Annotated in this window: 19 protein-coding genes; 12 read left to right on the plus strand and 7 right to left on the minus strand. The window is 52.1% G+C overall.

Annotated features, from left to right (window positions below; all coding sequences use genetic code 11):
* Nucleotides 1-240: 240 nt before the first annotated feature.
* Complete coding sequence (locus tag A3849_RS03240) at nucleotides 241-2,040, minus strand: M3 family oligoendopeptidase (protein WP_074110158.1); 1,800 nt, start codon at nucleotides 2,038-2,040, stop codon at nucleotides 241-243.
* Between the two features lie 130 nt (nucleotides 2,041-2,170).
* On the opposite strand from A3849_RS03240, the gene A3849_RS03245 reads away from it, so the two are divergent.
* Together A3849_RS03245 and A3849_RS03250 are read left to right on the plus strand one after the other, a co-directional pair.
* Entirely contained in the window at nucleotides 2,171-2,362 is a 192-nt protein-coding gene (locus tag A3849_RS03245) for a YycC family protein (protein ID WP_074103055.1), read from the plus strand.
* Nucleotides 2,359-2,589, plus strand: coding sequence for a hypothetical protein (locus tag A3849_RS03250; RefSeq protein ID WP_074110159.1), 231 nt, complete (start codon nucleotides 2,359-2,361; stop codon nucleotides 2,587-2,589). Before A3849_RS03245 ends, A3849_RS03250 begins: the two co-directional genes overlap by 4 nt.
* Before the next feature lie 101 nt (nucleotides 2,590-2,690).
* On the opposite strand, the gene A3849_RS03255 is transcribed toward A3849_RS03250, so the two are convergent.
* Both A3849_RS03255 and A3849_RS03260 read right to left on the minus strand, forming a co-directional pair.
* Complete coding sequence (locus A3849_RS03255) at nucleotides 2,691-3,404, minus strand: DUF2225 domain-containing protein (RefSeq protein ID WP_074110160.1); 714 nt, start codon at nucleotides 3,402-3,404, stop codon at nucleotides 2,691-2,693.
* A 21-nt stretch (nucleotides 3,405-3,425) separates the two neighbouring features.
* A complete protein-coding gene (locus A3849_RS03260) occupies nucleotides 3,426-3,809 on the minus strand; it encodes a globin domain-containing protein (protein ID WP_074110161.1) in 384 nt (127 codons plus the stop codon).
* Nucleotides 3,810-4,213: 404 nt separating this feature from the next.
* Here A3849_RS03260 and ylbJ point away from each other — a divergent pair, with 404 nt between their 5' ends.
* The 4 genes from ylbJ to A3849_RS03280 all read left to right on the plus strand — a co-directional run bounded on the left by ylbJ (nucleotide 4,214) and on the right by A3849_RS03280 (nucleotide 9,224).
* On the plus strand, nucleotides 4,214-5,470 hold the full coding sequence (gene ylbJ / locus A3849_RS03265) for a sporulation integral membrane protein YlbJ (RefSeq protein WP_074110162.1): 1,257 nt from the start codon (nucleotides 4,214-4,216) through the stop codon (nucleotides 5,468-5,470).
* Nucleotides 5,471-5,554: 84 nt separating this feature from the next.
* Nucleotides 5,555-6,358 carry an NAD kinase gene (locus A3849_RS03270; protein ID WP_074083805.1) on the plus strand — a complete coding sequence of 268 codons (804 nt, stop codon included), beginning with the start codon at nucleotides 5,555-5,557 and terminating at the stop codon, nucleotides 6,356-6,358.
* 200 nt (nucleotides 6,359-6,558) lie between these two features.
* Complete coding sequence (locus A3849_RS03275) at nucleotides 6,559-7,734, plus strand: stalk domain-containing protein (protein WP_074110163.1); 1,176 nt, start codon at nucleotides 6,559-6,561, stop codon at nucleotides 7,732-7,734.
* A gap of 26 nt (nucleotides 7,735-7,760) precedes the next feature.
* Nucleotides 7,761-9,224 carry a S41 family peptidase gene (locus A3849_RS03280; protein WP_074110164.1) on the plus strand — a complete coding sequence of 488 codons (1,464 nt, stop codon included), beginning with the start codon at nucleotides 7,761-7,763 and terminating at the stop codon, nucleotides 9,222-9,224.
* Nucleotides 9,225-9,800: 576 nt separating this feature from the next.
* Here A3849_RS03280 and A3849_RS03285 read toward each other — a convergent pair.
* Together A3849_RS03285 and lipA are read right to left on the minus strand one after the other, a co-directional pair.
* Nucleotides 9,801-10,397 (minus strand): YutD family protein, encoded by a 597-nt coding sequence (locus A3849_RS03285; RefSeq protein ID WP_074110165.1) that lies wholly within the window; start codon nucleotides 10,395-10,397, stop codon nucleotides 9,801-9,803.
* A gap of 486 nt (nucleotides 10,398-10,883) precedes the next feature.
* Nucleotides 10,884-11,786, minus strand: coding sequence for a lipoyl synthase (gene lipA, locus A3849_RS03290; protein WP_256700633.1), 903 nt, complete (start codon nucleotides 11,784-11,786; stop codon nucleotides 10,884-10,886).
* 343 nt (nucleotides 11,787-12,129) lie between these two features.
* Here lipA and A3849_RS03295 point away from each other — a divergent pair, with 343 nt between their 5' ends.
* Complete coding sequence (locus A3849_RS03295; RefSeq protein WP_074110167.1) at nucleotides 12,130-13,197, plus strand: M23 family metallopeptidase; 1,068 nt, start codon at nucleotides 12,130-12,132, stop codon at nucleotides 13,195-13,197.
* 68 nt (nucleotides 13,198-13,265) lie between these two features.
* On the opposite strand, the gene A3849_RS03300 is transcribed toward A3849_RS03295, so the two are convergent.
* Nucleotides 13,266-14,963, minus strand: coding sequence for an alpha amylase N-terminal ig-like domain-containing protein (locus A3849_RS03300; protein ID WP_074110168.1), 1,698 nt, complete (start codon nucleotides 14,961-14,963; stop codon nucleotides 13,266-13,268).
* A gap of 125 nt (nucleotides 14,964-15,088) precedes the next feature.
* On the opposite strand from A3849_RS03300, the gene A3849_RS03305 reads away from it, so the two are divergent.
* Complete coding sequence (locus tag A3849_RS03305; protein WP_074110169.1) at nucleotides 15,089-16,123, plus strand: LacI family DNA-binding transcriptional regulator; 1,035 nt, start codon at nucleotides 15,089-15,091, stop codon at nucleotides 16,121-16,123.
* A 196-nt stretch (nucleotides 16,124-16,319) separates the two neighbouring features.
* Here A3849_RS03305 and A3849_RS03310 read toward each other — a convergent pair whose 3' ends face one another.
* Nucleotides 16,320-17,021 (minus strand): alpha/beta hydrolase, encoded by a 702-nt coding sequence (locus tag A3849_RS03310; protein ID WP_074110170.1) that lies wholly within the window; start codon nucleotides 17,019-17,021, stop codon nucleotides 16,320-16,322.
* A 334-nt stretch (nucleotides 17,022-17,355) separates the two neighbouring features.
* On the opposite strand from A3849_RS03310, the gene A3849_RS03315 reads away from it, so the two are divergent.
* The 4 genes from A3849_RS03315 (at nucleotide 17,356) to A3849_RS03330 (ending at nucleotide 24,293) form a co-directional block, all read left to right on the plus strand.
* On the plus strand, nucleotides 17,356-18,453 hold the full coding sequence (locus tag A3849_RS03315; RefSeq protein ID WP_256700634.1) for a DUF6385 domain-containing protein: 1,098 nt from the start codon (nucleotides 17,356-17,358) through the stop codon (nucleotides 18,451-18,453).
* Between the two features lie 142 nt (nucleotides 18,454-18,595).
* Nucleotides 18,596-20,671, plus strand: coding sequence for a glycosyltransferase (locus A3849_RS03320; RefSeq protein WP_074110171.1), 2,076 nt, complete (start codon nucleotides 18,596-18,598; stop codon nucleotides 20,669-20,671).
* On the plus strand, nucleotides 20,668-22,215 hold the full coding sequence (locus A3849_RS03325; RefSeq protein ID WP_074110172.1) for a glycosyltransferase: 1,548 nt from the start codon (nucleotides 20,668-20,670) through the stop codon (nucleotides 22,213-22,215). Before A3849_RS03320 ends, A3849_RS03325 begins: the two co-directional genes overlap by 4 nt.
* A 17-nt stretch (nucleotides 22,216-22,232) precedes the next feature.
* Nucleotides 22,233-24,293: a tetratricopeptide repeat-containing glycosyltransferase family 2 protein gene (locus tag A3849_RS03330; RefSeq protein WP_074110173.1), complete on the plus strand. Its 2,061-nt coding sequence runs from the start codon at nucleotides 22,233-22,235 to the stop codon at nucleotides 24,291-24,293.
* Nucleotides 24,294-24,343 lie beyond the last annotated feature (50 nt).

The following is a 24,343-nucleotide window of genomic DNA, read 5'->3' on the forward strand; positions in this document are numbered from 1 at the left end:
GGCTCATTATAGGCCACCTAGTACAAGCGTTCAACATTATTCAACATAATTGGGTGTTTATCCCTATATATGCGTAAATTTCATTGTTTTATTGTATATTTCCTTCTATCAATCGTCTTATTTCGACAGCATTCCAACACAAAAAAACCCCTAAAAAGGGGCTTTTGCGTATTAATACAAGGTGTTCAAACCTCGTTTTTTGCCTGCAAAAAGATGAAACGCCTTGGTTCTGACAAACTTTTAGGCAGAATGTTCTGTCATTCTCAAGAATTCGTTAATATCTGCAGTAATCAAATCAGTTGCACCTTGCCAGAAATCCGGCTTAGTCAAATCCACACCCAGATGCTTCGATACCAAATCCTCCAGGGTCATGATACCTGTATCATGCAACAGGCTGTCGTATTTATCAGCGAAAGATGCACCTTCCTGAAGTGCAAGCCGGTACAATCCTGTACTGAACATGTAGCCAACGGTGTATGGAAAATTGTAGAACGGCACATCTGTAATATAGAAATGCAGCTTGGCTGCCCAGAAATGCGGATGATATTCAGATAGAATTCCACAGTAGGCTTCCTTCTGGGCCTCAACCATCATCTCCGACAATTCTTCGGCATTCACCAGCCCCTGCTTACGCTTCTCATAAAAACGGGTTTCAAACAAAAAGCGGGCGTGGATATTCATGAAGAAGGCTACACTATTCTGGATTTTTGCTTCAAGCAGGGCGATTTTCTCCTCGCTGTTTGCTGCAGCCTTAACTTGGGCATCAGCTACAATGACCTCTGCGAAGGTCGAAGCGGTCTCTGCCACATTCATGGCATAGTTCTGATTGAACAGAGGAAGATCTTCCAGCAGATAGGAATGATAAGCATGTCCAAGTTCATGAGCCAGGGTCGACACATTGGATGGGGTGCCGCTGTAGGTCATAAAAATGCGGGATTCCTTACTTTCCGGAAAGGATACACAGAATCCTCCTGGACGTTTACCGGGACGGTCTTCCACCTCAATCCAATTGCTGTCGAAGGCGCGTTCGGCAAAATCAGCCAGCTTCGGACTGAATTTGCGGAACTGCGTTACAATGTCTTTTGCTGCCTGATCGTAGGGGATTTTGCCGGAGGACTTGCCTACCGGTGCATCTACATCTACCCAGGCCAGAGATTCAAGCCCGAGCAGCTTGGCTTTACGGTTTAAGTAAGAGACCAGTGCCGGTTTGGCTTTGGTAATCACGTCCCACATCATATCCAGTGATGCTCCTGACATGCGGTTAATGCCCAGTGGCTCCTTAAGCACACTCTCCCAGCCACGGCCCTCATACAGATTCAGACGAAAGCCTGCAAGGTGATTGAGGGTGTCTGCACAATAGTCGGCAGCACCGGCCCAGGCCTCTTCCCATTTGCGGAACATGATCTCCCGTACCTTAGGATCGGGATCATCCAGCTTGTTGAAGGCCTGTCCGGCGGACAGCAGCTTGGCCCCCTCTTTATCCTCATAAGGGATCTGTATGGAGCTTACAATCGTTTCGTAATGCTCGCTCCAGCCATGATAACCGTCAACAGCCAACTTAAGCGCGAGTCCTTCCAGTTCCGGACTCATTTTCTCACGGGCTAAGTCGCGGCTCTCACTGAGAACAAACTCCAGTGGCGCAATTTCCGGGCGGGCCATCCACTCACTCCATACATCATCGGGAGTTTGCCGCAACACATTGTCGAACTTGGAGCTGACGCCCTCGAAGCCTGCGCGAAGGCCCGTAACCTTGGAGGACAGCCGTACAGCACCCTTGTCCTGCTGATTCTGCGCACCCAGACATCCGGCAAATTCCGAAGCCTGAACCAGACGGCCGGAACAGCTCTGCAGCAATGCTATAACTTCATCCAGCGCACGGGTCGATTCGACATTTGCAGGTGAAGCTGACTCTGCAACCTTCTGTTCTAGAACCTGAATGTCTGACTCCAGCTTTTTCAAAAAGCTCTCAAACTGCGGTGAAGCAGATCCTCCCGGAAATATAGAATCCAATTCCCAGGTCAATGATAAAGGTTGTTTCATTTGGGTTCCCCTTCCTTTACTAACATTTGGTTTTCTTTGTATTTGGCCTACAGCCATGGTAAAGTGAATTCAGATACGGGCAAGATGCCCTGAAGTACCGCCAACCCTATTTATTAAGGAGGACATCCCCATGAAGCCATTGCAGATTTCACCGGAAACGGCGATTACATTATCTAAACAACTCGGTGTTCCACTGGAACACTTGATGCATATGCCTCAACATATCTTGCTGCAAAAGATCGCGGAGCTATCCAAGAAGCAGAGTGAAGACACCGCCGGCAGCGATGCCGGGTCCCAGCCGTCCGAGAAGGACGAACAATGATACCATTCAGCCATACCTGGCCTTATGACATCACTTTAGGAGACATGTATGTGCAGTACTGTCCGTTCTGCGACAAGGAGAACGTGCTTCTGCCCATGAAACCGGACGAGTTGCAGCTCGTCCGGGACGGCAAAAAAAAACTGCTGGTCTTCCCTTGCTGCAAGACCAGCCTGACCGTAATCGACACTGATGCCGATTACCTGCTCTTTGACCGGTCTGTACGCTGATCGTTCAGCACAGGCCGACACACTTATTCCGTTGACTATAGCTTAGCAGGCGCACAGGAGAAGCTTCCTGTGCTTTTTTTGCGATGTCCAGCAGGAACTCCTTATGTACCCGACGGCAATCCGTCTGGACTTATTTCTCCCCCATTCATCTGTTCACGCAAAAGAGCCCACTGCTCCCGGGCTGCCCGGATCATCGCGGCATCCATAATCTTCTGGTCATTGATCAGACGCGAAAACCATTTCACTGCGTTTGAAAATTCGCCGATACGACGGTTCAGCTCACCAATCAGGTACATCAGACGGGCATCGTTACCGCCAATGCCATCATTTTCATAGACCTTAATATACATGTCTAGCGAATAACGCAAGAAGCGCTGCTCCTGCGCAGTATCCCCTTGATACCGGTACATCCAGGCAATATGATGCAAAAGACTGGCAATAATCCGGTCCTTATCCTTGATGCTCTGGGCACAGATCAATGCAAGCTTGTAGGTCTCAAGTGCAATCTCCCAGCTGCGTTTATCACCAAAGTCCCTGGCAATCCAGCGGCTGGCCACCTGATCGCGGAAAGACTTGCGCTGCCAGTCAGCGAGCTTGTCCGCAGAATTCTCTGTGGAGGCAAAACCGCAGGCCGGGCAGACGCGAACGACGTAATAATCCGGGTTCTCATCCTTGTAGTAAGAGCAGAAATCCGCATCACGGCGAATCGCTTTTTTGAGGCTGGGACGAACTCTTGAGGTCATAAATTCTTTCTCACAGTTGCAACAGTTTACTTTAATAGTGTAAAGAGGTATCAAATCCGGCAATGCCCTCATCCTTTCACGATCAACTACGCGTTACTCCCGGGGCATGTTGACAAAATGATGTGCAGGACCCGCAAGCCGGCTTAACACAAATGAACGCAGCGGCTCCTCCACACCCGTTTCCTCCAGCGCCTCTTTCATACAAGCCAACCACTCTTCCGCACGCTCCGGAGTAATCGGGACATGCATATGCCTTGCCCTCATCATCGGATGTCCATGCAGTTCAGAATAGAGTGTGGGTCCACCAAAAAATTGACTCAGGAATTGATACTGCTTCTCCAGGACAGGAGTAATATCTGCCGGGAACAAAGGGCCGAGCTGCGGATGAAGCTGCACCTTGGCATAAAAAACCTCTACCAGACGATGCAAACCCTCCGCGCCTCCCAGGTTGTCATATATGCTGTCGTTTGGATTCATCGGCGGTTACCAGCTTTCTTCCGTATTCATGTAACGGCTTTTTTATTATACCAAAATTTGCGCTGCCCGGTTATCCTGCCGTAAGTAACATATTGTGAAGCTTGCCCACAGAAAAAAGGCGCTAAACCATGGTTTAGCGCCTAGAGTATTTAATAGGTCCGAAATTCCTCATCGCCAGGTGGGACAAGAGAGACCCGGATAACATATACAAAAGCACAAACCAGAACTCCGGCAACTACACTCATCACCATCACTCCATCCCTAATAAGGTGTGCATTAATTAATTTTATATTACCATAATTTCAGTCAAAAAGCACAGCCAAGTGTAACCGCTTTCTGAATTTTTTTGTGCTGTTTGTCCCTATTTTTGCATACATTTATCCATATACCGGGAGGCGTTGCCGATGATTCTGAAAAAAAACTACGGCCTGCTGTTGGGTGTCCTCCTTGCCGGATGTATGATGCTTCTGCTGCTGAATCCGGCAAGCTCTCTGGATGCAGCGCTACGCGGGCTTACTGTCTGGTGGGACGTGCTGTTCCCCTCGCTTTTCCCCTTCTTCGTGATATCCGAAATGATGCTGGGCTTCGGTGTAGTTCATCTGTTCGGCGCTCTGCTCGACCCGCTCATGCGTCCACTCTTCAATATTCCTGGCAGCGGGGGCTTTGTGGCGGCTATGGGTTATGTATCAGGATACCCTGTAGGTGCCAGATTAACCGCAAAGCTGCGTGAACAGGAACTGCTGAACCGTGTAGAAGGCGAACGGCTCGTGGCTTTTACCACTTCCTCCGACCCTATTTTCCTGCTGGGCGCGGTCTCCGTAGGGTTCTTCCATGATGCTTCTCTGGGACTTATCCTTGCGCTGGCTCATTACGGAGGCGGCTTCATAGTAGGACTTCTGATGTCTTTTCACGGCCGGCGCGAGAATGCCACCGTTCCCGTAATTTCTCCTGCCCCCTCCCTTCCAGGGGCTTCTGACGGCAGAGCTACCGGGAGAATCCGCCTGGCTCTGCATTCTATGGCAGAAGCAAGACGTAAGGATGGACGAAGCCTCGGCGAGCTGCTGAGGGGGGCCGTTCAAGCTTCGCTGCAGCTCATTATTGTGGTAGGCGGTCTGGTGGTATTCTTCAATGTGCTGATGGAGCTGATGTCCCGTGCAGGAATCATGTCTGCACTCATCAGCGTTACGGAGGGACTTTTGACCCAGGCGGGATTCCCGGCTGACCTGTCCCGGGCTCTCGTCAGCGGCCTCTTTGAAGTGACGCTGGGTGCCCGCTCTGCCGGCTCAGCGGCCGATTCGGTCCCGCTACAATACAAGGTCGCCGCCGCAGCATGTGTACTCTCCTGGGGCGGCTTATCCGTCCATGCTCAGGTAGCCAGCATCCTGAATGGAACAGGTCTTCGCTATCTGCCCTTTATGGCTGCCAGGCTGGTGCATGCGTTCTTGTCTGCCGGGCTAGTACTCCTGCTCTGGAACCCCGTGGTTCGCTCGGGCCTCTCGGCTGACTATAGCGCAACACCTGCTGCTGCCGGCTTTACCTCCCCGCTGTCCGGCTTGGCCAGCAGTATGAGCTGGCTTGGGGTACTTCTGGGCACAGCCCTGCTGCTCTCTCTCCTGGTTCTCCTTCTGCGCAGCATTCCACGATTTGGACGCCGGCAGTGACTTTTACCACTTCAATATTGTGTTCCGGGTCCAGATTGATTATGATCGGTGTATGACTGAAACATACAAAGGAGCCTATACATCTTGAGATATTATGTTCTGGACCGCGGGGACGAACTGTCCATCAAACTTGCGGAGCAATTTCACAAGCTGGCAGCGGAACGGAATCTGGAGCTGGATGCGAAGTCTCCGGAAATCGTGATCTCGATTGGCGGGGACGGCACGATGCTGCACGCCTTTCACACTTTTATCGATCAGATCCCCAATCTGTCTTTTGTGGGCGTCCATACTGGACATTTAGGATTCTATGCGGACTGGAAGGCAGACGAACTGCCTACCCTGATTGATTACATGTGTGGGATAGGCACCTCTGAGCCCCAGAAGCCACGCATGGTCAAATATCCGCTGCTTGAGCTAGAGATTCACAAGAAATCCGGCTCCACCTCTCACATTGCCTTGAATGAGTTCACCCTGAAGGGTGTAGACGGAACGGTAGTCATTCAGATTGACATCAATGATGTGACATTCGAAATGTTCCGCGGGGATGGTCTGTGTGTGTCCACACCGTCAGGCAGCACTGCCTACAACAAAAGCCTCGGCGGTGCGATGGTGCATCCTTCCATAGAAGCCCTGCAGATTGCGGAAATTGCCTCCATCAACAACCGCGTCTTCCGCACAATGGGATCTCCTTTGCTGCTGCCGAAGCACCATCACTGCGATATTTTCTCGCGTAAGGACCAGCGGCTGCTGCTAACCATTGACCACAACAACATTCCTGTCGATGACCTGATCTCCGTGCGCTGTCAGGTATCGGACAAAAAAATCAGCTTTGCCAGGTACCGCCCTTTTCCATTTTGGAACCGGGTCCGTGAAGCTTTCCTGATCTAGCATATTTCAATCAAAATACAGGGATTCCGTCTGTTCGGATAGAGCAGCCTTCCCGTAAAGACAAAGCCGGAGACGACGCTGCATCTCCGGCTTTGTCATGCTTCAACTAAGCTTACATGATTGGATAGACAGCAAGAATTTTCCGATGGTATAATGAACCTATTTTACAAAGAGTTGTTATTTAAAGGAGAGAACCAAGATTGAAGAAACTTTTATCCCTCATGGGCATAAGCCTGCTGGCCTTGATGCTGGCGGTACCTGCTTTTGCCGCAGACAAACCGATTACAGTCAACATTAATGGAAGCAACGTCGCTTTCACCGCCGGTTCTCCTTATCTGAAGAACAATTCTGTGCTTGTCCCTTTTCGGGTTGTTTTTGAAAAACTGGGGCTGAAGGTGCTCTGGGATGCGAAAACCGGAACGGTCACCGGGACAAGCAGCAGTCTGGAAATCACCCTCAAAATTGGCAGCAACCGGGCAACAGTAAATGGTCTAGTCAAGAAACTAGCCACCGCTCCGGTCTCCAGCCAAGGCACTACATACATACCCTTACGGTTCGTGGCTGAAGCTACCGGCGGTTCAGCGATCTGGGATAAAACCAGCAAAAGTGTAATGATCCTCACCCCTGCGGACACTACGAACGATGAGAAGGACATAACTGACCTTATTCATTTGTCCAATGATTATCTTAATTCTGAAAATGCTGCAGGATACTATTCCCTCGTAGTTCACCATTCGGACCAGACCGAGTCGATCGACAATATGAAGGAATACTTCAAATACTATGATATGGTCAACACCATCGAAAGTGTGGATATCTTAAGCATTCAGGGCAATGAAGCCATCGTGCATACTGTAGAAAAATCTGTGCGCAAGGGCGGCCGCTATCTGCCGGATGCGCAGGTAGAATACCTGAACACGCTTGTCCGCAAGAATGGTGTATGGAAGATTGAAAGCTCCGAGTCCCAAGACAGCACCGTTCTGCTTACTCCTGAACAAGGGAAAACAGCTGCGGTCCTTCCCGATCAAGATGCTGCCGCCATCAAGGACAGCCTAAGCAAATATTATGCGGCAAGAAACGCCAAGGATATCGATGGCTTAATTGCACAGACCACTTACGGGAAAGATCATGAAGCTGCCCTGAAGGAGAATCTGACTGAATATTTTAAAGGCTACAACCTGGTCTACACGCTGAATAGCTCAAATGTCTTCTATTACTCTGCGGATGAGGCTGCCGTATATGTGGAGTACACTATTAAAGAAGCCGGTTCAGCTGAAGACCATACCCAATCTTCTGTTTATGTTTTCTCCAAATCCAGCGGCGGTCTATGGACTGTTGATGACTCTTATCTAATGGACAGTAATACTTCAAACTAATCATATAAAAAAGGGTGTATGCAATCATGAAATCAGGCAAGTTAATGACCTCAGTCCTTAGTGGCTGTCTGGCAGTATCTCTTATTCTTGCTCCCGCTGCTCTGGCGGCGGACAGTTCTCAGGCTGCCACGGGCACAGACAATACGCAAGCGGCAACTGGTACGGACCTTATTAATGAAATTATGCAGAATCTGGAGAAATACAATATTGAGGGAGTGGACCAGGATACACTGATCCGCGGAGCTATTGACGGCATGGTAAATACACTGGATGATCCCTACAGCCAGTACTTCGACAAGGACGAGGCTGCAAAGTTCAGCCAACAGGTCGATCTCGAATATGTCGGTATCGGCGTCAGAATGATGTACACCGCCAAAGAATTGTATATTGAAGAAGTTATGGCCGGTTCACCAGCAGAGAAAGCCGGGCTTAAACGCGGAGATTCAATCCTCAAAATTGACGGTGTCAAAATCGAAGATACCGAAGGTGACGAGCTGAGCGGTGAAGCAGGCTCTAAAGTAACTCTGCTCGTGAGCAGAAACGGAATGGTCAAATCTTACATCGTTGTCCGCAACGATATCGCTTCAACCTCGGTCAAAGGTAAAATGCTCGGAGATAAGGTAGCCTACATCTCTATCGACGGTTTCACGCAAACCGCCGATGAAGAGTTCACCGCCGTTCTTGGCAAAATGCGTGCCGCAGGCATGAAATCCATGGTGCTCGATCTGCGGGACAATCCAGGCGGCTACATGGATTCAGCATATAATATTGCCTCCAAATTCATGGCCAAGGGCATTATGATGTACACCTCGGACCAAAGCGGTGTTTTGACACCAGTAACCATTACCGATGGCAGTAAAATCGGGGTGCCGGTTGTAGTGCTGACGAACGAAAACAGCGCCAGTGCTTCTGAAGCGCTGACAGGTGCTTTGAGGGATAACAAACTGGCTACAGTCGTAGGTACACGCTCTTACGGCAAAGCGCGGATTCAGAGTCTCCTTCCCGTATCCAATGGGGCCGAACTGAAACTGACCACCCAGAAATATTTGACACCAAGTAAAGAGGATTTCAACCATATCGGGTTGTCCCCTGATATTGAGGTCCAAGGCAAAACGGCACAGCTGATCACCGCCCTGCAAATCGCCGGAATGACCAGTATCAGCGCTGTAGGAGACAATCACATTCTCGATGTGAACGGCATTCCTTTTGCCGGAAATGTCGGATTGATCAAGCAAGGAAATACGATCTTCGCTTCTTCACGCGTTCTGGCTGCACTGGTGGAGAGCGAAGTATCCTGGGATGCCAAGAACAAGAAAGTTCTGGTTACAAACGGCGCTGGTAAAGTATCCGGGTTCTCCGTGACCTCCAAAGAGGCGCTATCGCAGGACAACGAAACCTTTATTGATGTAAAAGACTTTCAGAAAAAGTTCCCGTCCCTGGTATGGAGCTACAATGCAGCGCAGAAACAATTGAAGTTAACCGTAAAGTAAACCGGATCAAGACCAGAACGGCTGTGCCATCCTTAACTGGATAGCGCAGCCGTTCTGGTCTCGGGGAGCTGTAGCAGGGCCGGGTGATGGGATGAGGTTGAAAGCTGGGAGCTGTAGCAGAGGCCGGTGCTGGGATGAGGTTGAAGGCTGGGAGCTGCGGCTGGGAGTAGTTAGAGCCAGCGACGGGAAATTCCCGCTAGCTTAGTGAACCTGCGCATCGCCAGTAGTTGGCTTGGCCGTCTTCGTCTTTGGGGGCAAGCTCAAGTGGAAAAAGTGAACTTAATCCGCCCTATCCCGCTCCAAAAAAAGCAATAGTGGGAAAAAGCACCTCTAATTGGGCCGATTCGTACCATTACTGGTGAATTCGTCTGGAATAAGTATACTTATTCCAACTCGGACCGCTTACGGACCGCTCATGAGTAAATTTGAGTCCACTAATTCCAATTTGCTCGCTCTGATGCATAGAAAAGTAACATCATCTATAAATATACAGACCCATACTTTTTCATTTAAAAAGGTGTCGCGGAAGCCAGTTCAGAGCTGGCTGCTGCGACACCTTTGTGTGTTTTAATGATCTTAGGAAGGATTCTGGGGCTGGTTTTGCGGTGGTCTGCCCTGGGAATCCTTGTTGTTTCTTCTGCCCTGATTTTCTTTATTGCGGTGATTCCGGCTTTGATGCTCCCGAACGGGTCTGTCTTTCGCTCCGCTCTCTTTGGATGCCCCGCCCATGTTCTTGTCACGGGCAGCCGGATTTGAATTGGAGGATGGCTTGGAGACATGCTCCCGGAGCACCTTTGCAGTTACAGCTGTTTCTGCCGCAGCCTGCTCAAGTTCATCCTCCATTCCAGGCTCAGGAATTTCTTTGATCAGAATATCCTTGAAGGTGCCTTCTTTTGGCATTTCCTTCAGCTTGTGGAGCACAAAATAGGCACAGCCAAAGTTACAGTATTCATTAATGTAATCTACCATACCTGAAATGGCGGTATCCCTGTTCACCTTAGGGTGGTTATCCCGGTAAAAGCCTTTCAGGCGTAATTGGCTATAGCCCCAATCCCCGATAATGTAATCGTACCGGTCCAGCACTTCACTGTATCTTCCGCGAAATGCCTCCGGGTTCCAGCCGTCCTTATGATCCAATACGAGCTCGTAGCCCTTTCCACCTATAACGATCAAGCGTTTGTCGCCTGCCTTTCAAATTAAACTTAGAAGGGGGGCGTTGATGGCCGTCATTCCGCGGGTTTTTGGATTTCCGGCCGCTGTTGTCTGCAGATTTCTCTGATTAAACCGCAGTATGCGGTTGAAATCTGCAGACAAAGGCGGACGCTGGCGCTCCTCCAATTCCAAAATCCCTCTCCATGACTCCCTCAACGCGGGAGGTGGCAGCAAAAATCAAAAGCAAGTTGATTGCTGCGCTCCAACTCTCCACAACGACCCACTTCATTAAAGACTAAAGACTAAAGACTAAAGACTAAAGACTAAAGACTAAAGACTAAAGACTAAAGACTAAAGACTAAAGACTAAAAGACTAAAAGACTAAAAGACTAAAAGACTAAAAGACTAAAAGACTAAAAGACAAAAAACTAAAAGATTAAAGATTAAAGATTAAAGATTAACTGTGACTCCGTCACGAGACAAATTTGCTATCAAATTTGTACGAGGTTATAAAGAAACGGAACGCTCTTCACGGGCAGCGGTAGCAGACTTCACCTGCTCATGCGCATGATAGGAGCTGCGCACCAGCGGGCCGGACTCCACATGGCTGAAGCCGCGCTTCAGCCCCTCTTCCTTGAGCAGGGCGAATTCCTCAGGCGTATAATATTTCTCTACGTTTAGATGCTTTGGTGAAGGCTGCAGGTATTGGCCCAATGTCAATATATCACAATCCACTGCCCGCAGGTCATCCATCGCCTGCAAAATCTCATCCCATTCCTCGCCAACGCCTAGCATTATGCTGGATTTGGTTGGGATGTCCGGCTTCATCGCCTTGGCTCTGCCCAGCAGTTCCAGGGAACGGCGGTATTTGGCCCGCGCCCGCACACGGTCAGACATCCGCTCTACGGTCTCAATATTGTGGTTCAGTATATCCGGCCGGCTGTTCATTACAATTTCAAGACTGTCCCGGTCGCCCAGAAAATCCGGTATCAGCACCTCTACACTGCACAGCGGAAGGCGCTTACGGATTGCGGCTACGGTCTCGGCAAAAATCTGTGCACCGCCATCCTTCAGATCATCACGGGCCACGCTCGTGACCACACAATGTTTCAGTTGCATGCTCTCGGCAGCCTCAGCCACACGCTCCGGCTCCAAAAGATCGAGCTCCGTAGGCAGACCTGTATTTACGGCACAAAACCGGCAGGCCCGGGTACAAATGTCACCCAGTATCATAAAAGTAGCCGTGCGGTTAGCCCAGCATTCATAGATATTCGGGCAGCGCGCTTCCTCACATACGGTATGTAGAGTTTTGGAACGCATCATGCCTTTAATTTCCTGATAATGTTCACCCGTCGTTAACTTGATTTTGATCCAGTCTGGCTTGGGTTGTTTGGCTGTCCGATTAGTCAAAGTGAAGAACCCCGCTTTCGCCTGAATATTTAGTTGCATCCATTAAAGTTTGCTGCCTCATATTATAGCATGTGCAAGGGCCATTTGCCTGTTTTTGTGAACCTTTGGGCAAGGATGGATAAAATAAGCCCATTTGCTTCACTCTACAAGTAGAAAAGGCTACGCCGTCCTTATCCAAGCTGATGATTCTGAAGCAGAGATACTCCATAACGCTTTCAGGGATCCGTTTCAGCGGTAAGGTCAGAGACAGGAAAGATAAGGAACATGAACAAAAGCACCCCAAAGGGTGCTCTTGATAAGAACATGTTGATACATCAGCACCCGGACCTAGGAGGTTGTAAACATGCCGGCTTTATACAGAATCGCTGCAATACGGAAAACAGTGCTTTGCCTGTCAGCCGCCGCCATGCTATGGGGTATAAGCTATCCAGAGGCAGCGGCTGCAGAATTACGCCTTCCCTCAGTCCGTACTGGAACTGCGTCAGACAAAGACACTCTCTCTGCCCGCCGCAGGGAGCTGTATGATCAAATGAGCGCTGCTACAGGAGTTGCCTGGTTCCGTTTTGCTGCTATTGACCAATATGAACGTACGATTGCCAAAAAGAAAAGCGGAACCGCAGAGCCGGCCAAGCCCCGCCTTACCGGAATCAGCATCCCCGCGCCGGTATGGTGCGGACCGCTGAACCCGGATCAAGCGGACCAGGCCCCGCGGTCCATTGGTTTTTTTGGAGGATTCGGAAAGGACGGGTCCGGCGACGGTGTGGCTGATCCCGGGAATGATGCTGATGTGCTCTACAGTATGGCAAAACACCTGATGAAATACGGGGATTCTGCCAGCGACTTCAATATCGGTGTGTGGGAATATTACCATAACGGAAGGGCTGCGCAGCGGGTAGCACAGTTTGCCAAGCTATACGAGCATTTCGGACGGCTTGATTTGTCGGGCAGTACTTTCCCTCTGCCGGTGGGCTCCCTCTATTCCTACCGCAGCACATGGGGCACCGGCAGAAGCTGGGGCGGAGCACGTATCCACGAAGGGACGGACCTGTTCACACCCCACGGCATGACTGTGCGCAGCACCTGTTTTGGAATCGTGGAAACCAAGGGCTGGAACCGCTACGGCGGCTGGCGGATCGGTATCCGCGATATCGAAAACCGCTATCATTACTATGCCCATCTCGCAGGGTACGAAAAATCAATCTCCCGTGGAGATATTGTGACTCCCGGCCAAACCATCGGCTGGGTTGGCAGCTCCGGCTACGGCAATCCGGGCACTCAGGGCAAGTTCCCGCCTCACCTGCATTATGGAATCTACCGCGACCGGGGGATAACGGAGTGGGCCTTCGATCCTTATCCATTATTGAAGCAGTGGGAGAATGCCGAATACAAGGCTTTGAAAAAACGGAAATAATTGCAGCCATTCCACCCGATCATCAGACGACGCCTTGTCTTATCAGCATGGAACAGGTGGAGCATACTCTAGTGGAGCATTAGACAGCCGAAGGGTTCGAGCTCCACAACCAGACGGTCACTATTACAGATTGTTGTTCCTGTCAGCAGGTCGGTTAACTCCGGGGTGCCGGAGCGGAAACTGTCCACCTCCATGTGATAGCGGTTAGGGGAATTATTAATGACCAGCCCTATCTTCTCCTGCCCGCTGGACCGGACGTAACCTAGAACATTGCGCGTCTCATCCGTGAACCAGGGACGGAAAGAACCTTTTCGCAGCACCTCATAGTTCTTCCTTAGACCGATCAGCCGCGTATACCAGGCATGGAGTTCGCTATTCTGCTCTTGCTCGTGCCACACCATCGGCCGTCTGCAGTGCGGATCTGTCGCACCCTCCATGCCAACCTCATCACCATAATAAATCATAGGCATACCGATATACGTCATCTGAAAAAACACTGCAAGTCTCATCCGGTACATCGCTGTTTCCTCGTGATTCCAGCCCCGTCCCGCCTGCTTGCAGGCCGTCAAAAAACGCAACGTGTCATGGCTGCCAAGCAGCTGGAACATGGCCGCATTCGCCTGATCGTTGCAGAAGGCTTCCTGATGGAGTACTTGCTCCATAAAGCGCACCGGCCCGGCAGTCTGCTCTGCAAAGAACTCCAGCACCGCGTCGCGCAGGACATAATTCATGCCGCCATCGAACTGGTCGCCTCTAAGCCAGGGCCCGGAACTATGCATAATCTCACCAATTAACAGCAGCTCAGGAAATTCTGCTTTGAGTTCCCGGCGAAACCGCGTCCAGAACTTTGGAGACACCTCATTGGCCACATCCAGACGCCAGCCGTCAATGCCCGCCTCTCGTACCCAATGCTTGGCTACCTCCATCATATAATCCGCTACTTCCGGATTCTCCATATTCAGCTTGGGCATATGCGCCTCTGCTTTGGCGAAGGTCTCATAGTTCGGTGAAGGGGCTTGCATCACCGGGAAGGAATGGATCACAAACCAATCCTTGTACCGTGAATTCTCCCCATGCTCAAGCACATCCCTGAAGGCAAAAAACGTATCACCGGCATGGTTGAACACGGCATCCAGCAGTACCTTGATTCCATGGCGGTGAGCCTGATCCACCAGTGCCCTCAAATCCGCTGTAGTGCCAAATGTTGGGTCGATCTTATAGTAGTCTGAGGTATTGTATTTGTGCTCGGAAGGAGACTCAAATATAGGCGTCATGTACATAGCTGTGATGCCCAGCTGCTGCAGATAGGGGATTTTGTCCAATATCCCTTTCAGGGTTCCCCCGTTATAGCTGCTGGGATAAATCTGATAGACTACCGCATCCTGGCTCCAGGAGGGAATCTTGACTGCTTCCGGCTGATGCATGTAAGCATATTGAAAAGATCCGGCATGCTCTCTGTTATCTGCTATCCCTCTTTCTCCATACCACAAATATTCCCCGGCCGGGTTCATGACATGGAATAAGTATCTGCATTTGCCGGTTACGGATGGAAGGATGGCTTCATGAATCTCGTAAGCTCCGGCAGAGCCGATTCGCTCCATTGGAAGCGGAATCTCGCTCCCTGGCGAGTCATAGCGGTCAGAATGAATCACGGTACAGGTCAAGTGCTGCCCATTCTGCACGAAAAGTCGCAGCTTCAGGCTGCCGGGGCCAACCGGAAAAGCAAAGGGATCTTCAGCAGTATGGTATAGAAACCAGCGGGTCATATGATACGAGCTCCTTTTATTGTATGATGGGTTTATGTCTTGATCATTAGCAGAAACGGCTATGCCGTTTGAAACCTATAATCCTTATATTTTCAAAAAATCCGGCTGGATCGTGAGGGAAAACTATGAAGGTAACGATTATGGATATCGCCTCAGCGGCGGGTGTAGCCAAATCCACAGTTTCTAAGGTGCTGAATGATTCACCGAAAATTTCGCAGGAAACCAAACACAAGGTCAGAGAAATTATGAAACAAATGAATTACACACCCAGCAGCATCGCCACAGGTTTAGCCCGTCAGAGCAGCAGTAATATCGGGTTATTGATTGACATGTCCAAATCCAGTGAATTCCTGAACCAGTTCTTCTACAGCATCATCGGCGGCATTGAAAGTGTAATCGGATCCATGAAATATGAACTGACCATTGCCAATGTGGAGCATAACCACCCGGAGGGCCATTTTCTGCACAGGCTCGTAAGAAGCAAAAGGGTCGATGGGCTTATCGCCAACACCTCGGTGCTTACAGAGGAACTATGTATGGAGCTCAACCGGCTCCAGTTCCCATATATTTCACTGGGGGAAGTTGCCGGCTCCGAATGCTGGGCCGATTTCGATAACGAAGCTGGCGGAAAAATGCTCACCCGGCACCTGCTGGAGGAAGGCTATTCTGCGGTTGCTTTTGTTGGCGGACAGGAGGGAGATCCTCTCTTCACACGCCGGTTGGAAGGCTGCAGGGAGGAACTTTTGAAAGCCGGACTATCCCTCCCCGAGCAATGGATTATGAACGGCGCGGCAGAAGAGGCGGTAGGCTATCAAGCGGCCAAACAGCTGCTGCTTAGCGAAATGCCGCCGGATTCCCTGATCTGTATGAGTAATTTTGCCGCATTTGGGGCACTGCAGGCTGCAAGAGAGCTGGGGGTACAAATTCCCGCTGAGCTTGGAATTGCAACCTTTGATGAATATCCGTTGTCCCGCTACACCACACCGCCGTTAACCTCGCTTAATCTGGACACTTTTCATCTGGGGGTATCGGCTGGTGAGTTGTTAATGGAAAGGATCGACGGCAAAAATGAAGCTGGCCGCGGATTGTTACTGAAGCCGGAGTTACTTCCCCGGGAGTCAACATTTAGAAAAGCAAGGGAAACCGGTTTCCCTAAATAGAAACTATCATACCCGTCTAGAGATGTCAACGGAATAAGGCATGTCTCTTTAGGGACAAGTGGAAACGGCTTCGCCGTCCTTTTAAGGGACGGAATCCGTTTCAGCGAGAAATAGAAGGATGATTTTTAGCGTGAAACATATAAATCCTTATATTTTTAAAAAACCTCCTCCACGTTTGCCCGTGAAGGAGGTTTTGTTATTTCGCTGAGTATTCCTGCAGCTTATTTATTGAATCTCTGCCGGAGCTTTGAATAAACTGCAGCACCTCATTCATCATGTAGCCGCTGTCATCGCAGTGGCACAACATGTGACCGCTTCGCTCCACCATTAATACACGTTTACTTGCCGAGGGGATGATGCGGTGCAGATAGGCCGCGCTTTTTGCTCTCACCAGATGATCCCTGCCGCCCTGAACGATTAAGGTTGGGGTCTCAATCTGCGGATAGATCTCAAAGCTCTCACGCACCAGACGTTGAAATTCTCTTGTGGCCTTCGCCGGAGTAGAGCCGAACTTGCTCAGATAGTTCCGAATCATGACCGGGCTGCCCAGTGTCCGCAGAATCTCCAGCAGGTTAAGCGGAAAAACAGGCGTAGACAGCAGCGTAAGCGACTTGATCTGTCCCCGGTACTGTACAGACAGGTGGGAAGCAATAAGCGCTCCGGTGGAAAAACCGATCAGGTGCACCTTGTCGCCATCATTCAACATCTCTTGCAGCTGGTCTTCGGCGCTCTGCCGCCAACCCTGCCTATCAGACTGAAGCAGGTCATGCCGGCTCCCCCCATGTCCTTTTAGCGTAAAGGTTCGCGCTTGATACTGATGCTGTTCCAGAAATTGCGCAAGCGGAGAGATTTCATATTCTCCTCCTGTGAAGCCATGTATGAATAAGCAGCGTTCCATAGTCGCCCTCTTTTCGTCGGAATTCATTATTAGTGGCCTATTAATCAGGATTCCCATATTAAAACCATTTTAAGAAAAATAACCCTAAATGCTCCAATCGTCAAGTTTTGACTCTGGACAAGGATAGAACTGCATTTTTTTATTTTACTGCCCAAGCATTACCGGAGTTCTTCCATATAGTAATATCACACCATTCGAATGGTTTTTGTTCAGCTGTACAGGCTATTGCTCTACTTGAATCATTACCTATTCATTTGAAAACCCAGACGACGGTTTGGGATTTTTACTGTGAGCGGGTTGCTCGGCCTATTCTATTAAGAGAGGATGAACTCTTTTGCCAAATTTCAGTTCGTTTCAAGCAAACCCCGATAATCTGCGAACATTGATCTTCGGGCGGGACCCTTCCACACTAATTGACCGCCCTCTCACCACCGATGCCAGCGGAAACCTGACTACAGTCATCCTTAACGGTACGATCTCCAGCGTGCTCGGCGCAACCATTACTGCCGGTACGTTGTCGTCGGCAGGTACAGTCACCAACCTCTTAAACGGTACGATTACTAGCGTGCTCGGCGCAACCATTACTGCCGGTACATTGTCGTCGGCAGGTACAGTCACCAACCTCTTAAACGGTACGATTACTAGCGTGCTCGGCGCTACCATTACTGCCGGTACGTTGTCGTCGGCAGGTACAGTCACCAACCTCTTAAACGGTACGATTACTAGCGTGCTCGGCGCTACCATTACTGCCGGTACGTTATCGTCTGCGGGTACGGTCACCAACCTGCTGGATGGTACAATTACCAGCGTGCTCGGGGCTACCATTACTGCCGGTACGTTGTCGTCGGCGGGTACGGTCACCAACCTCTTAAACGGTACGATTACCAGCGTCCTCGGAGCTACCATTACTGCCGGTACGTTGTCGTCGGCAGGTACAGTCACCAACCTGCTGGATGGTACAATTACCAGCGTGCTCGGGGCTACGATTACTGCCGGTACGTTGTCGTCTGCGGGTACGGTCACCAACCTGCTGGATGGTACGATTACCAGCGTGCTCGGGGCTACCATTACTGCCGGTACACTCAGCAGCGTAACCTCGATTTCACAGCGCAGCTTCATTGAACAGGCTACTACCGGCATCACAACTGCCGATGCGCTTACACCTCTTCCTGCGAACACGACAAGCGTACTGGGCACATATTCTTATTTCATCGTGAATACCGGCGCTAATCCTGTAAATACGCAGGTGGAGGTAAGTGCGGACGGAACCAATTATTTTGTCGACACAACCGGTAATAATCCGCTTCCTGCCGGATCTGTGGATGTCCTTGTTCCATCCCGGTTCCTCAAGTACACCCGGCTGTCTTATCAATCGTCAACTCCGGGTTCAGCATCTACGCTCAATGTCATCTTCGATGCTCAGGGAACGTAAGTTATCTATTGGTCATAGTATGTAATGACAAAGAGTGCATGGGTAGCCCATGTACTCTTTGTTCTGTCTGCCTTTACCGGACAACACTCCCATCGTGCATCACAGAACTGTGGGGAAACTGACTCTCCAAGGAGGAACACCCGTGAAAAAGCCCACCCTCGGTGTACATCTCATCATTCGCAATGAAGCAGCTCTTCTCCCCCAATGCCTGGACAGCCTGTCCGGCGCTGCAGATGAAATTGTAATTGTAGATACGGGTTCAACCGATGATTCCATAAGCGTCGCTGAAAGATACGGAGCCAAGGTATGCCGAATGAATTGGAACCATAATTTCTCGGAAGCACGCAACACCGGGCTGTCCCATGCGCAAACGGAATGGAGCCTCGTCCTGGATGCCGATGAAATATTGAAGACACCGCTCAGGGAAATTACCGATATGCTCCAGAACACTTCAGCCATGGCTTATACGGTTAACATAGAAAATTGGCTGGGAAGCTCTCCTGAGGAGCGGCTGACGCACAGCGTAATCCGTCTGTTCCGCAATGGAAAAGGGTTCAGCTTCGACGGAATTATCCATGAAGGGCTGGACGCCTCCATTATCGGCAAGCACGGCGCTTCCGTCATTCACAGCAGCAATATTGAAATCACCCACCTGGGATATTTACCGGGCCTCATGGCCCAAAAGAATAAAGTCAGCCGCAACGAGCAATTGCTGCGCCTTGCGCTGGGGAAAGAGCCGGACAATCCTTTTTACAGCTATAATCTGGCGGTTACCTGCTGTCAGAACGGACAGCTGGAGGAAGCGGCTGAGCTGCTCAGCCGTACCATCCAGCAAGCTCCACTTCAGGTCTCCTATCGCCCTGCGATGATCCGCGATTTAGGTAAAATCTATCTGGCCTTGAATAACATGAAGAGGATTGATGCCCTTCTGGCACGGGAACTGCAGCGCTACAGTGATTACCCGGATTTGCATTTCATCCAGGGGCAATCCTGGGAGAGCCAGGGGCTGATCGAACGTGCTTGCCAGTCCTATGAGCGCGCAGCGGCGGGTTCGGAAGCTGCACTAAGTCAGGAAACTGCCCTCAGCGGGAAATATGTTTCTGAGAAAGGCATGAACAGCTTCCGCCCGCTGACCCGTCTGGGAGAGAACTCTCTTCAGCTTGGACACACGGAGGAAGCGGCCCGTTGGTTTCACCGTGCCCTTCAGCATCATTCAACGTATGGTCCAGCACTTCAGGGAATAGCCTCAGCCTTCCAGCGCCTGAATGTGCCGGATCCGGAGATTTCCACGCTGTTGATCCAGCTTGCGGGTACAGAGCAGCCTGCCGGGAGAAGCGCGGTAATCCGTGCCCTGGAATCTGTCCATGCTTATGAGACTATTGCCGGATTGCCGCGGGCGGGTTTTCCGCTGGAATGGGAGACACTGCCTGCTATAATCTCCGCATGGATGATTACCGGACAGCTGCAGGAAGCAGGGGCTGCTCTGCGGGAGGCTCTTCCTCTGTTGAAGCAGGAAACCGACAGAGACAGAGATATCACGAGACAGTTATGGATAATTCATGCCATCTGCCGGTGGCAGGAAGACAGACAACAGACAGAATCATACGGATTTCTGGATGCACCGGAGCCCTTGCGGTCTGGGCTATTGCTTATCGGCGAAAGTTTGGCGCGCCAAGCTTCAGCTCCGGCTCCGGCTGCGCCAGGCGATGCCGGTGAACATTCCCTGGTGGTCACGGAGCTGATCCGGCAGGCGGTTAAACTGCGCTGCTTCGGGCTGGCTGCCGAACTGGCCGGGCTGTTTCCAGAACACCGGGCCGAACTTGCCGAGGCTCTGTATGAGGCGGGCCAGTTGGAGGCCGCAGGGGAGCTTTTGATTACCCTGGCGGCAGGCGGTCAAACGGGGGGGAAGGGTTCTTTTTATCTCGCGGAGATGCTCTTTGACCAAGGCCATTATGGGGAGGCTGCCGAGTGGTTCCGGCACATGCTTGACACAGCACCAGCGGATAACCCTTCCCGCATCGGGCTGTCGCTGAGCTACCTTCATCTGGCCAAGCAGGAGCTCGAAGGAGCTGAAGCCAGCTTCCCGGAGTTATATACCCAGGGACCTTTGCAAGAGGACATCGCTGCGGTCCATCAGGCCATCGCCGTGCTGAACCGTACTGCCTGGCATACACAGTGGACTGCTAATCAGAACATCCAGGGGGGAGCAGCAAGATGAGCACACCCAAACACCGCATTTCCCTCTGCATGATCGTTAAGAATGAGGCAGATAATCTGGCACAGTGCCTGGCAAGCGTTCGTGGTGTGGCTGACGAAATCGTAGTGGTTGACACCGGATCAACGGACTCCACCGTTCAAATTGCCCGAAGCTTCGGGGCGAAGGTTGTGGCCTTTCCCTGGAGCGGTGATTTTGCTGCTGCCCGCAACGCCGGCTTGAAGCAGGCTCAGGGACAGTGGATTCTTGTGCTGGATGCGGACGAGGAACTGGATCAAGACAGCAGGGGCGAGCTGTTGCTATGCGCGGAGCATATGGAGTATGAAGCGTTTTTTCTGCGGATTCATAATCACTCAGGAACGGCCCGCTCCTCACAGACGATTACCGTGAATCCGATATTGCGGATGTTCCGCAACCGCCCGGGTTACCGCTTCAGCGGGATCATTCATGAACAAATCGCCTCGGTTATCGTAAAGGAAACCCCTGCCGCCCCCATGCATTTGAGCACTGTAGTGATTCATCATTACGGCTATGCCAATGGCGTAGTGACCAAAAAGGATAAGATCCGCCGCAATGTGGGGCTGCTGAAGGAGCAGCTGAAGCTGAATCCGGGAGACGCTTTTCATCATTTTAATATGGCTGTCGAATATATGCGGCTCGGGGAGTATGACCCTGCGCTGGAGCATATCCGTACTTCGCTTGAACAGGTGGAGCCGGATACTAGCTATGTCCATCTCCTGTATAAGTACGAAATCCGCTGCCTGGCGGCCAAAGGCCATATGCAGGAGGCGCTTGCAGCCTGTGAGCAGGGGATTCTGTTATTTCCCGACTATCCGGACCTTCATCACCTAAAAGGCATACTGCTGCTGCAGTCGGCAGCTTACGTGGAAGCCAGAGCCGCGCTGCGGCGGGCGCTGGATATCGGCGTTTCGCCTCCGGGCTATCACACGGAATCCGGCTGCGGGACGTATGTTACGCTGACTGTGCTCGGGCAGCTCTGCCAGGAGATTGGCAGAGACTGCGAAGCGGCTGCCTGCTATACCCGAGCCGCCCAGCTTCATCCAGCACCTTGGCCGCTGATTGCACGGCTGGTGCGCACGCTGAAATGCGCGGGCCGGGAGAACGAGCTGAACGGTTGGCTGGATCTGCATGTTCCCGGAGTTGCAGCGGAGCACCGGAAGCTGGCCGTTCTGCTGCTGAATGAAGGCTGCTTCGAAGCGGCCGCGGCGCAGCTGGAAAGGAGTGCACTTGGGCAAATGGACCCGGGGGCCGCGAATGACAGCAGCTCCTGCGTCAAGCCGCTGCAAGAAACCGTTGCCGCTTCTGCCGGAAGCTTAAACGGTGAGGATCTGGCCGGCCTGCTGGGTCTGGCTTCGGACATGGCCACGGGCAGCGCCGGCATGACCGCACACCCGGCATATCAGCGCAGCCGGACCTGGATTCTGCTGGCTGACGTCGCGCTGGCCTCGGTCGCCCCTTCGGCACCCATGCATCCCGCGGCTGGCAGAGCGCGTCTATTGCTCCCGCTTCCACGGGTAACAGACTAGAGAGGGCAGGTGTGAAGATGTCTATCCCGGATGTATCCCTGTGTATGATCATCAAGAATGAAGCTCAGCATCTGGAACGCTGCCTGGCTTCGGTTGCAGGATTGGTGTCGGAGATCATCATTGCCGACACGGGGTCTACCGACAACAGCATGGAGGTGGCCCTGAGCTTCGGGGCACAGGTGATTGAAATTCCCTGGGAGGGGGATTTCGCCAAAGCCCGGAACCGGACACTGCGGCAGTCCTCCTGTTCCTGGGTTCTAGTGCTTGACGCCGACGAGGCGGCTGGCGGCTGGCGGGCCGATGTTCTGAACGAATTGCTCGGCGCAGAGCAGGAGGACGGTTATTTTCTGCCTTTTATCCATTATGTAGGAGCAGCGGATAGCGGGGACTATGTCACGGACAATGTCTGCCGGCTGTTCCGTAATGATGAACGCATTGTTTTCCAGGGGAGTATCCATGAAGAAGCTGCAAGCAGCATCTGGGCGCTGCCGGACGGAAACATCGCCTACGCAGCAGCGCTTCCTGTCCGGCATTATGGCTATCTGGATGAGGAGCTGCGCCGCAAGAACAAAACTGCCCGCAATCTGGAATTGATCCAAACCGCTCTGCAGCTTGATCCGGCGAGTATCCCCCTTCAGTACGCCCTGGGGACTGAACATTACCAGCAAGGAGCGTATGGGACTGCCGCTGAACTTCTGCTTCCTTTGCTGAAGACAGCCCCTGCGGGCTCCGGCTATCTTGCCGATATTTATATGAAAACGGCTTACGCCCTGCAGGCCTGCGGACGCACTAAAGAGGCCAAAGCCGCCTATGAAGCCGGTCTTCGCCTATTTCCCGATTTCACGGATCTGCTGGAGAGCTATGCCGTTCTGCTCCTGGAAGAAGGAGAATTGCAGCAGCCTTACCACCTGCTGAAAATAGCGCTGCAGAGCGGAGACACCGCGCAGAAATATCCCTCCTCCTCCGGCAGCGGGACCATCCGGACCTGCCTGGTGATGGGCCAGGTCTGTGAGCGGCTGCTCCGCTATGAGGAAGCGGCAGATTGCTGGGAGCAGGCGATAGGCTATGATGCCTGCTGCGCTGCTGCTTGGGCAGAGCTTGTTCCCCTCTGCCTGCTGGCAGGAGAGGAACAGCGCCTGGCTGCCTTGACCCGGCAGACCCTTCAGGCCATGCCTTCAGAGCTGCTGGGCAGATGTATCCCTGCAGCACTGAATGCCCATGCCTGGGAATGGCTGCAGGTATTGGCCGCTGCACCTCAGCTGCCAGCTCCGGTGCAAGCCATCCTGCGTGTGCTGCCGGAACTGTTCCGGCACACGCAGATGCTGGATGCAGCTGCTGCGGCTCCGCTGGAGCAGCTGCTGCATGAAGGCCCGGAGCAGCCGTGGGTACACGGCTATCTGTGGGCCTGGGCCTGCCGCACCGGCGACGCCGCCGCTGCAGGGAAGTGGCTCGCGCGCCTGGCCCCTCTCAGGCCAGGCCTCGCGGCGGTACACCACCGGATAGGGCTGGAATCCGGTGGCGGCGATCCGGCATGGCCGCAGCAGAGCCATACGGATCACTCTGGTGATCCGGCAGCGAAACTGGCAGGCCATGCGGATCATCCGGCCGGTCCGGCGGCGGTCCAGCCATTATCTTTTCCCGGCCTGTCCTACGCTGTGCAGCTGCTGCTTCAGGCCGGGGCCTGGAGCAGCCTGCTGACGCTATACAGGAACACGCCTCCCTCTCAGTTCCAGTGGTGCCGCCTGCCTCAGCCGCTGCTGCGCGGACTGCTGCAAGCACCTGCTCCCTTCAGGGAGCAGTGGTGCTCTATATACAGCAATCATGCGCAGCAATACGGCAGCATACTCTGTGCAGCGGAATGGCTGCTCTATGCAGCTGTATCCGATTCCTGCGGGAGAGTGCCGCAGCTTGTTCCGGCGGCAGGGAAGGCGCTGCAGCAATCGGGAAGCGCTGCAGCAGCCTTGGGCCTCAGCTATCATAAGCTGCTGCTGGCGGCAGAAGCTTATCCCGGGAAGAATCCCCGGGGAAGCATTCCCTGGCTGCTGCTCGTCAGATCGGCTCTGCGCGACGGCTGTTGAAGAGGTGAACGGATTCCACGGCATTGTCTGCAATAGCAATCGCCCATCCG

The organism is Paenibacillus sp. P46E, from assembly GCF_001909095.1.
Classification (GTDB): domain Bacteria; phylum Bacillota; class Bacilli; order Paenibacillales; family Paenibacillaceae; genus Paenibacillus_AQ; species Paenibacillus_AQ helianthi.

What these genes read in the sequence shown, in the direction of transcription:
- A3849_RS03250 (WP_074110159.1), top strand. Translation starts at nt 2,359, where the DNA reads ATGATACCATTCAGCCATACCTGGCCTTATGACATCACTTTAGGAGAC.
- A3849_RS03295 (WP_074110167.1), top strand. Translation starts at nt 12,130, where the DNA reads ATGCCGGCTTTATACAGAATCGCTGCAATACGGAAAACAGTGCTTTGC.
- A3849_RS03330 (WP_074110173.1), top strand. Translation starts at nt 22,233, where the DNA reads ATGTCTATCCCGGATGTATCCCTGTGTATGATCATCAAGAATGAAGCT.
- ylbJ (WP_074110162.1), top strand. Translation starts at nt 4,214, where the DNA reads ATGATTCTGAAAAAAAACTACGGCCTGCTGTTGGGTGTCCTCCTTGCC.
- A3849_RS03245 (WP_074103055.1), top strand. Translation starts at nt 2,171, where the DNA reads ATGAAGCCATTGCAGATTTCACCGGAAACGGCGATTACATTATCTAAA.
- A3849_RS03240 (WP_074110158.1), bottom strand. Translation starts at nt 2,040, where the DNA reads ATGAAACAACCTTTATCATTGACCTGGGAATTGGATTCTATATTTCCG.
- A3849_RS03310 (WP_074110170.1), bottom strand. Translation starts at nt 17,021, where the DNA reads ATGGAACGCTGCTTATTCATACATGGCTTCACAGGAGGAGAATATGAA.
- A3849_RS03325 (WP_074110172.1), top strand. Translation starts at nt 20,668, where the DNA reads ATGAGCACACCCAAACACCGCATTTCCCTCTGCATGATCGTTAAGAAT.
- A3849_RS03280 (WP_074110164.1), top strand. Translation starts at nt 7,761, where the DNA reads ATGAAATCAGGCAAGTTAATGACCTCAGTCCTTAGTGGCTGTCTGGCA.
- A3849_RS03300 (WP_074110168.1), bottom strand. Translation starts at nt 14,963, where the DNA reads ATGACCCGCTGGTTTCTATACCATACTGCTGAAGATCCCTTTGCTTTT.
- A3849_RS03260 (WP_074110161.1), bottom strand. Translation starts at nt 3,809, where the DNA reads ATGAATCCAAACGACAGCATATATGACAACCTGGGAGGCGCGGAGGGT.
- A3849_RS03255 (WP_074110160.1), bottom strand. Translation starts at nt 3,404, where the DNA reads ATGAGGGCATTGCCGGATTTGATACCTCTTTACACTATTAAAGTAAAC.
- A3849_RS03305 (WP_074110169.1), top strand. Translation starts at nt 15,089, where the DNA reads ATGAAGGTAACGATTATGGATATCGCCTCAGCGGCGGGTGTAGCCAAA.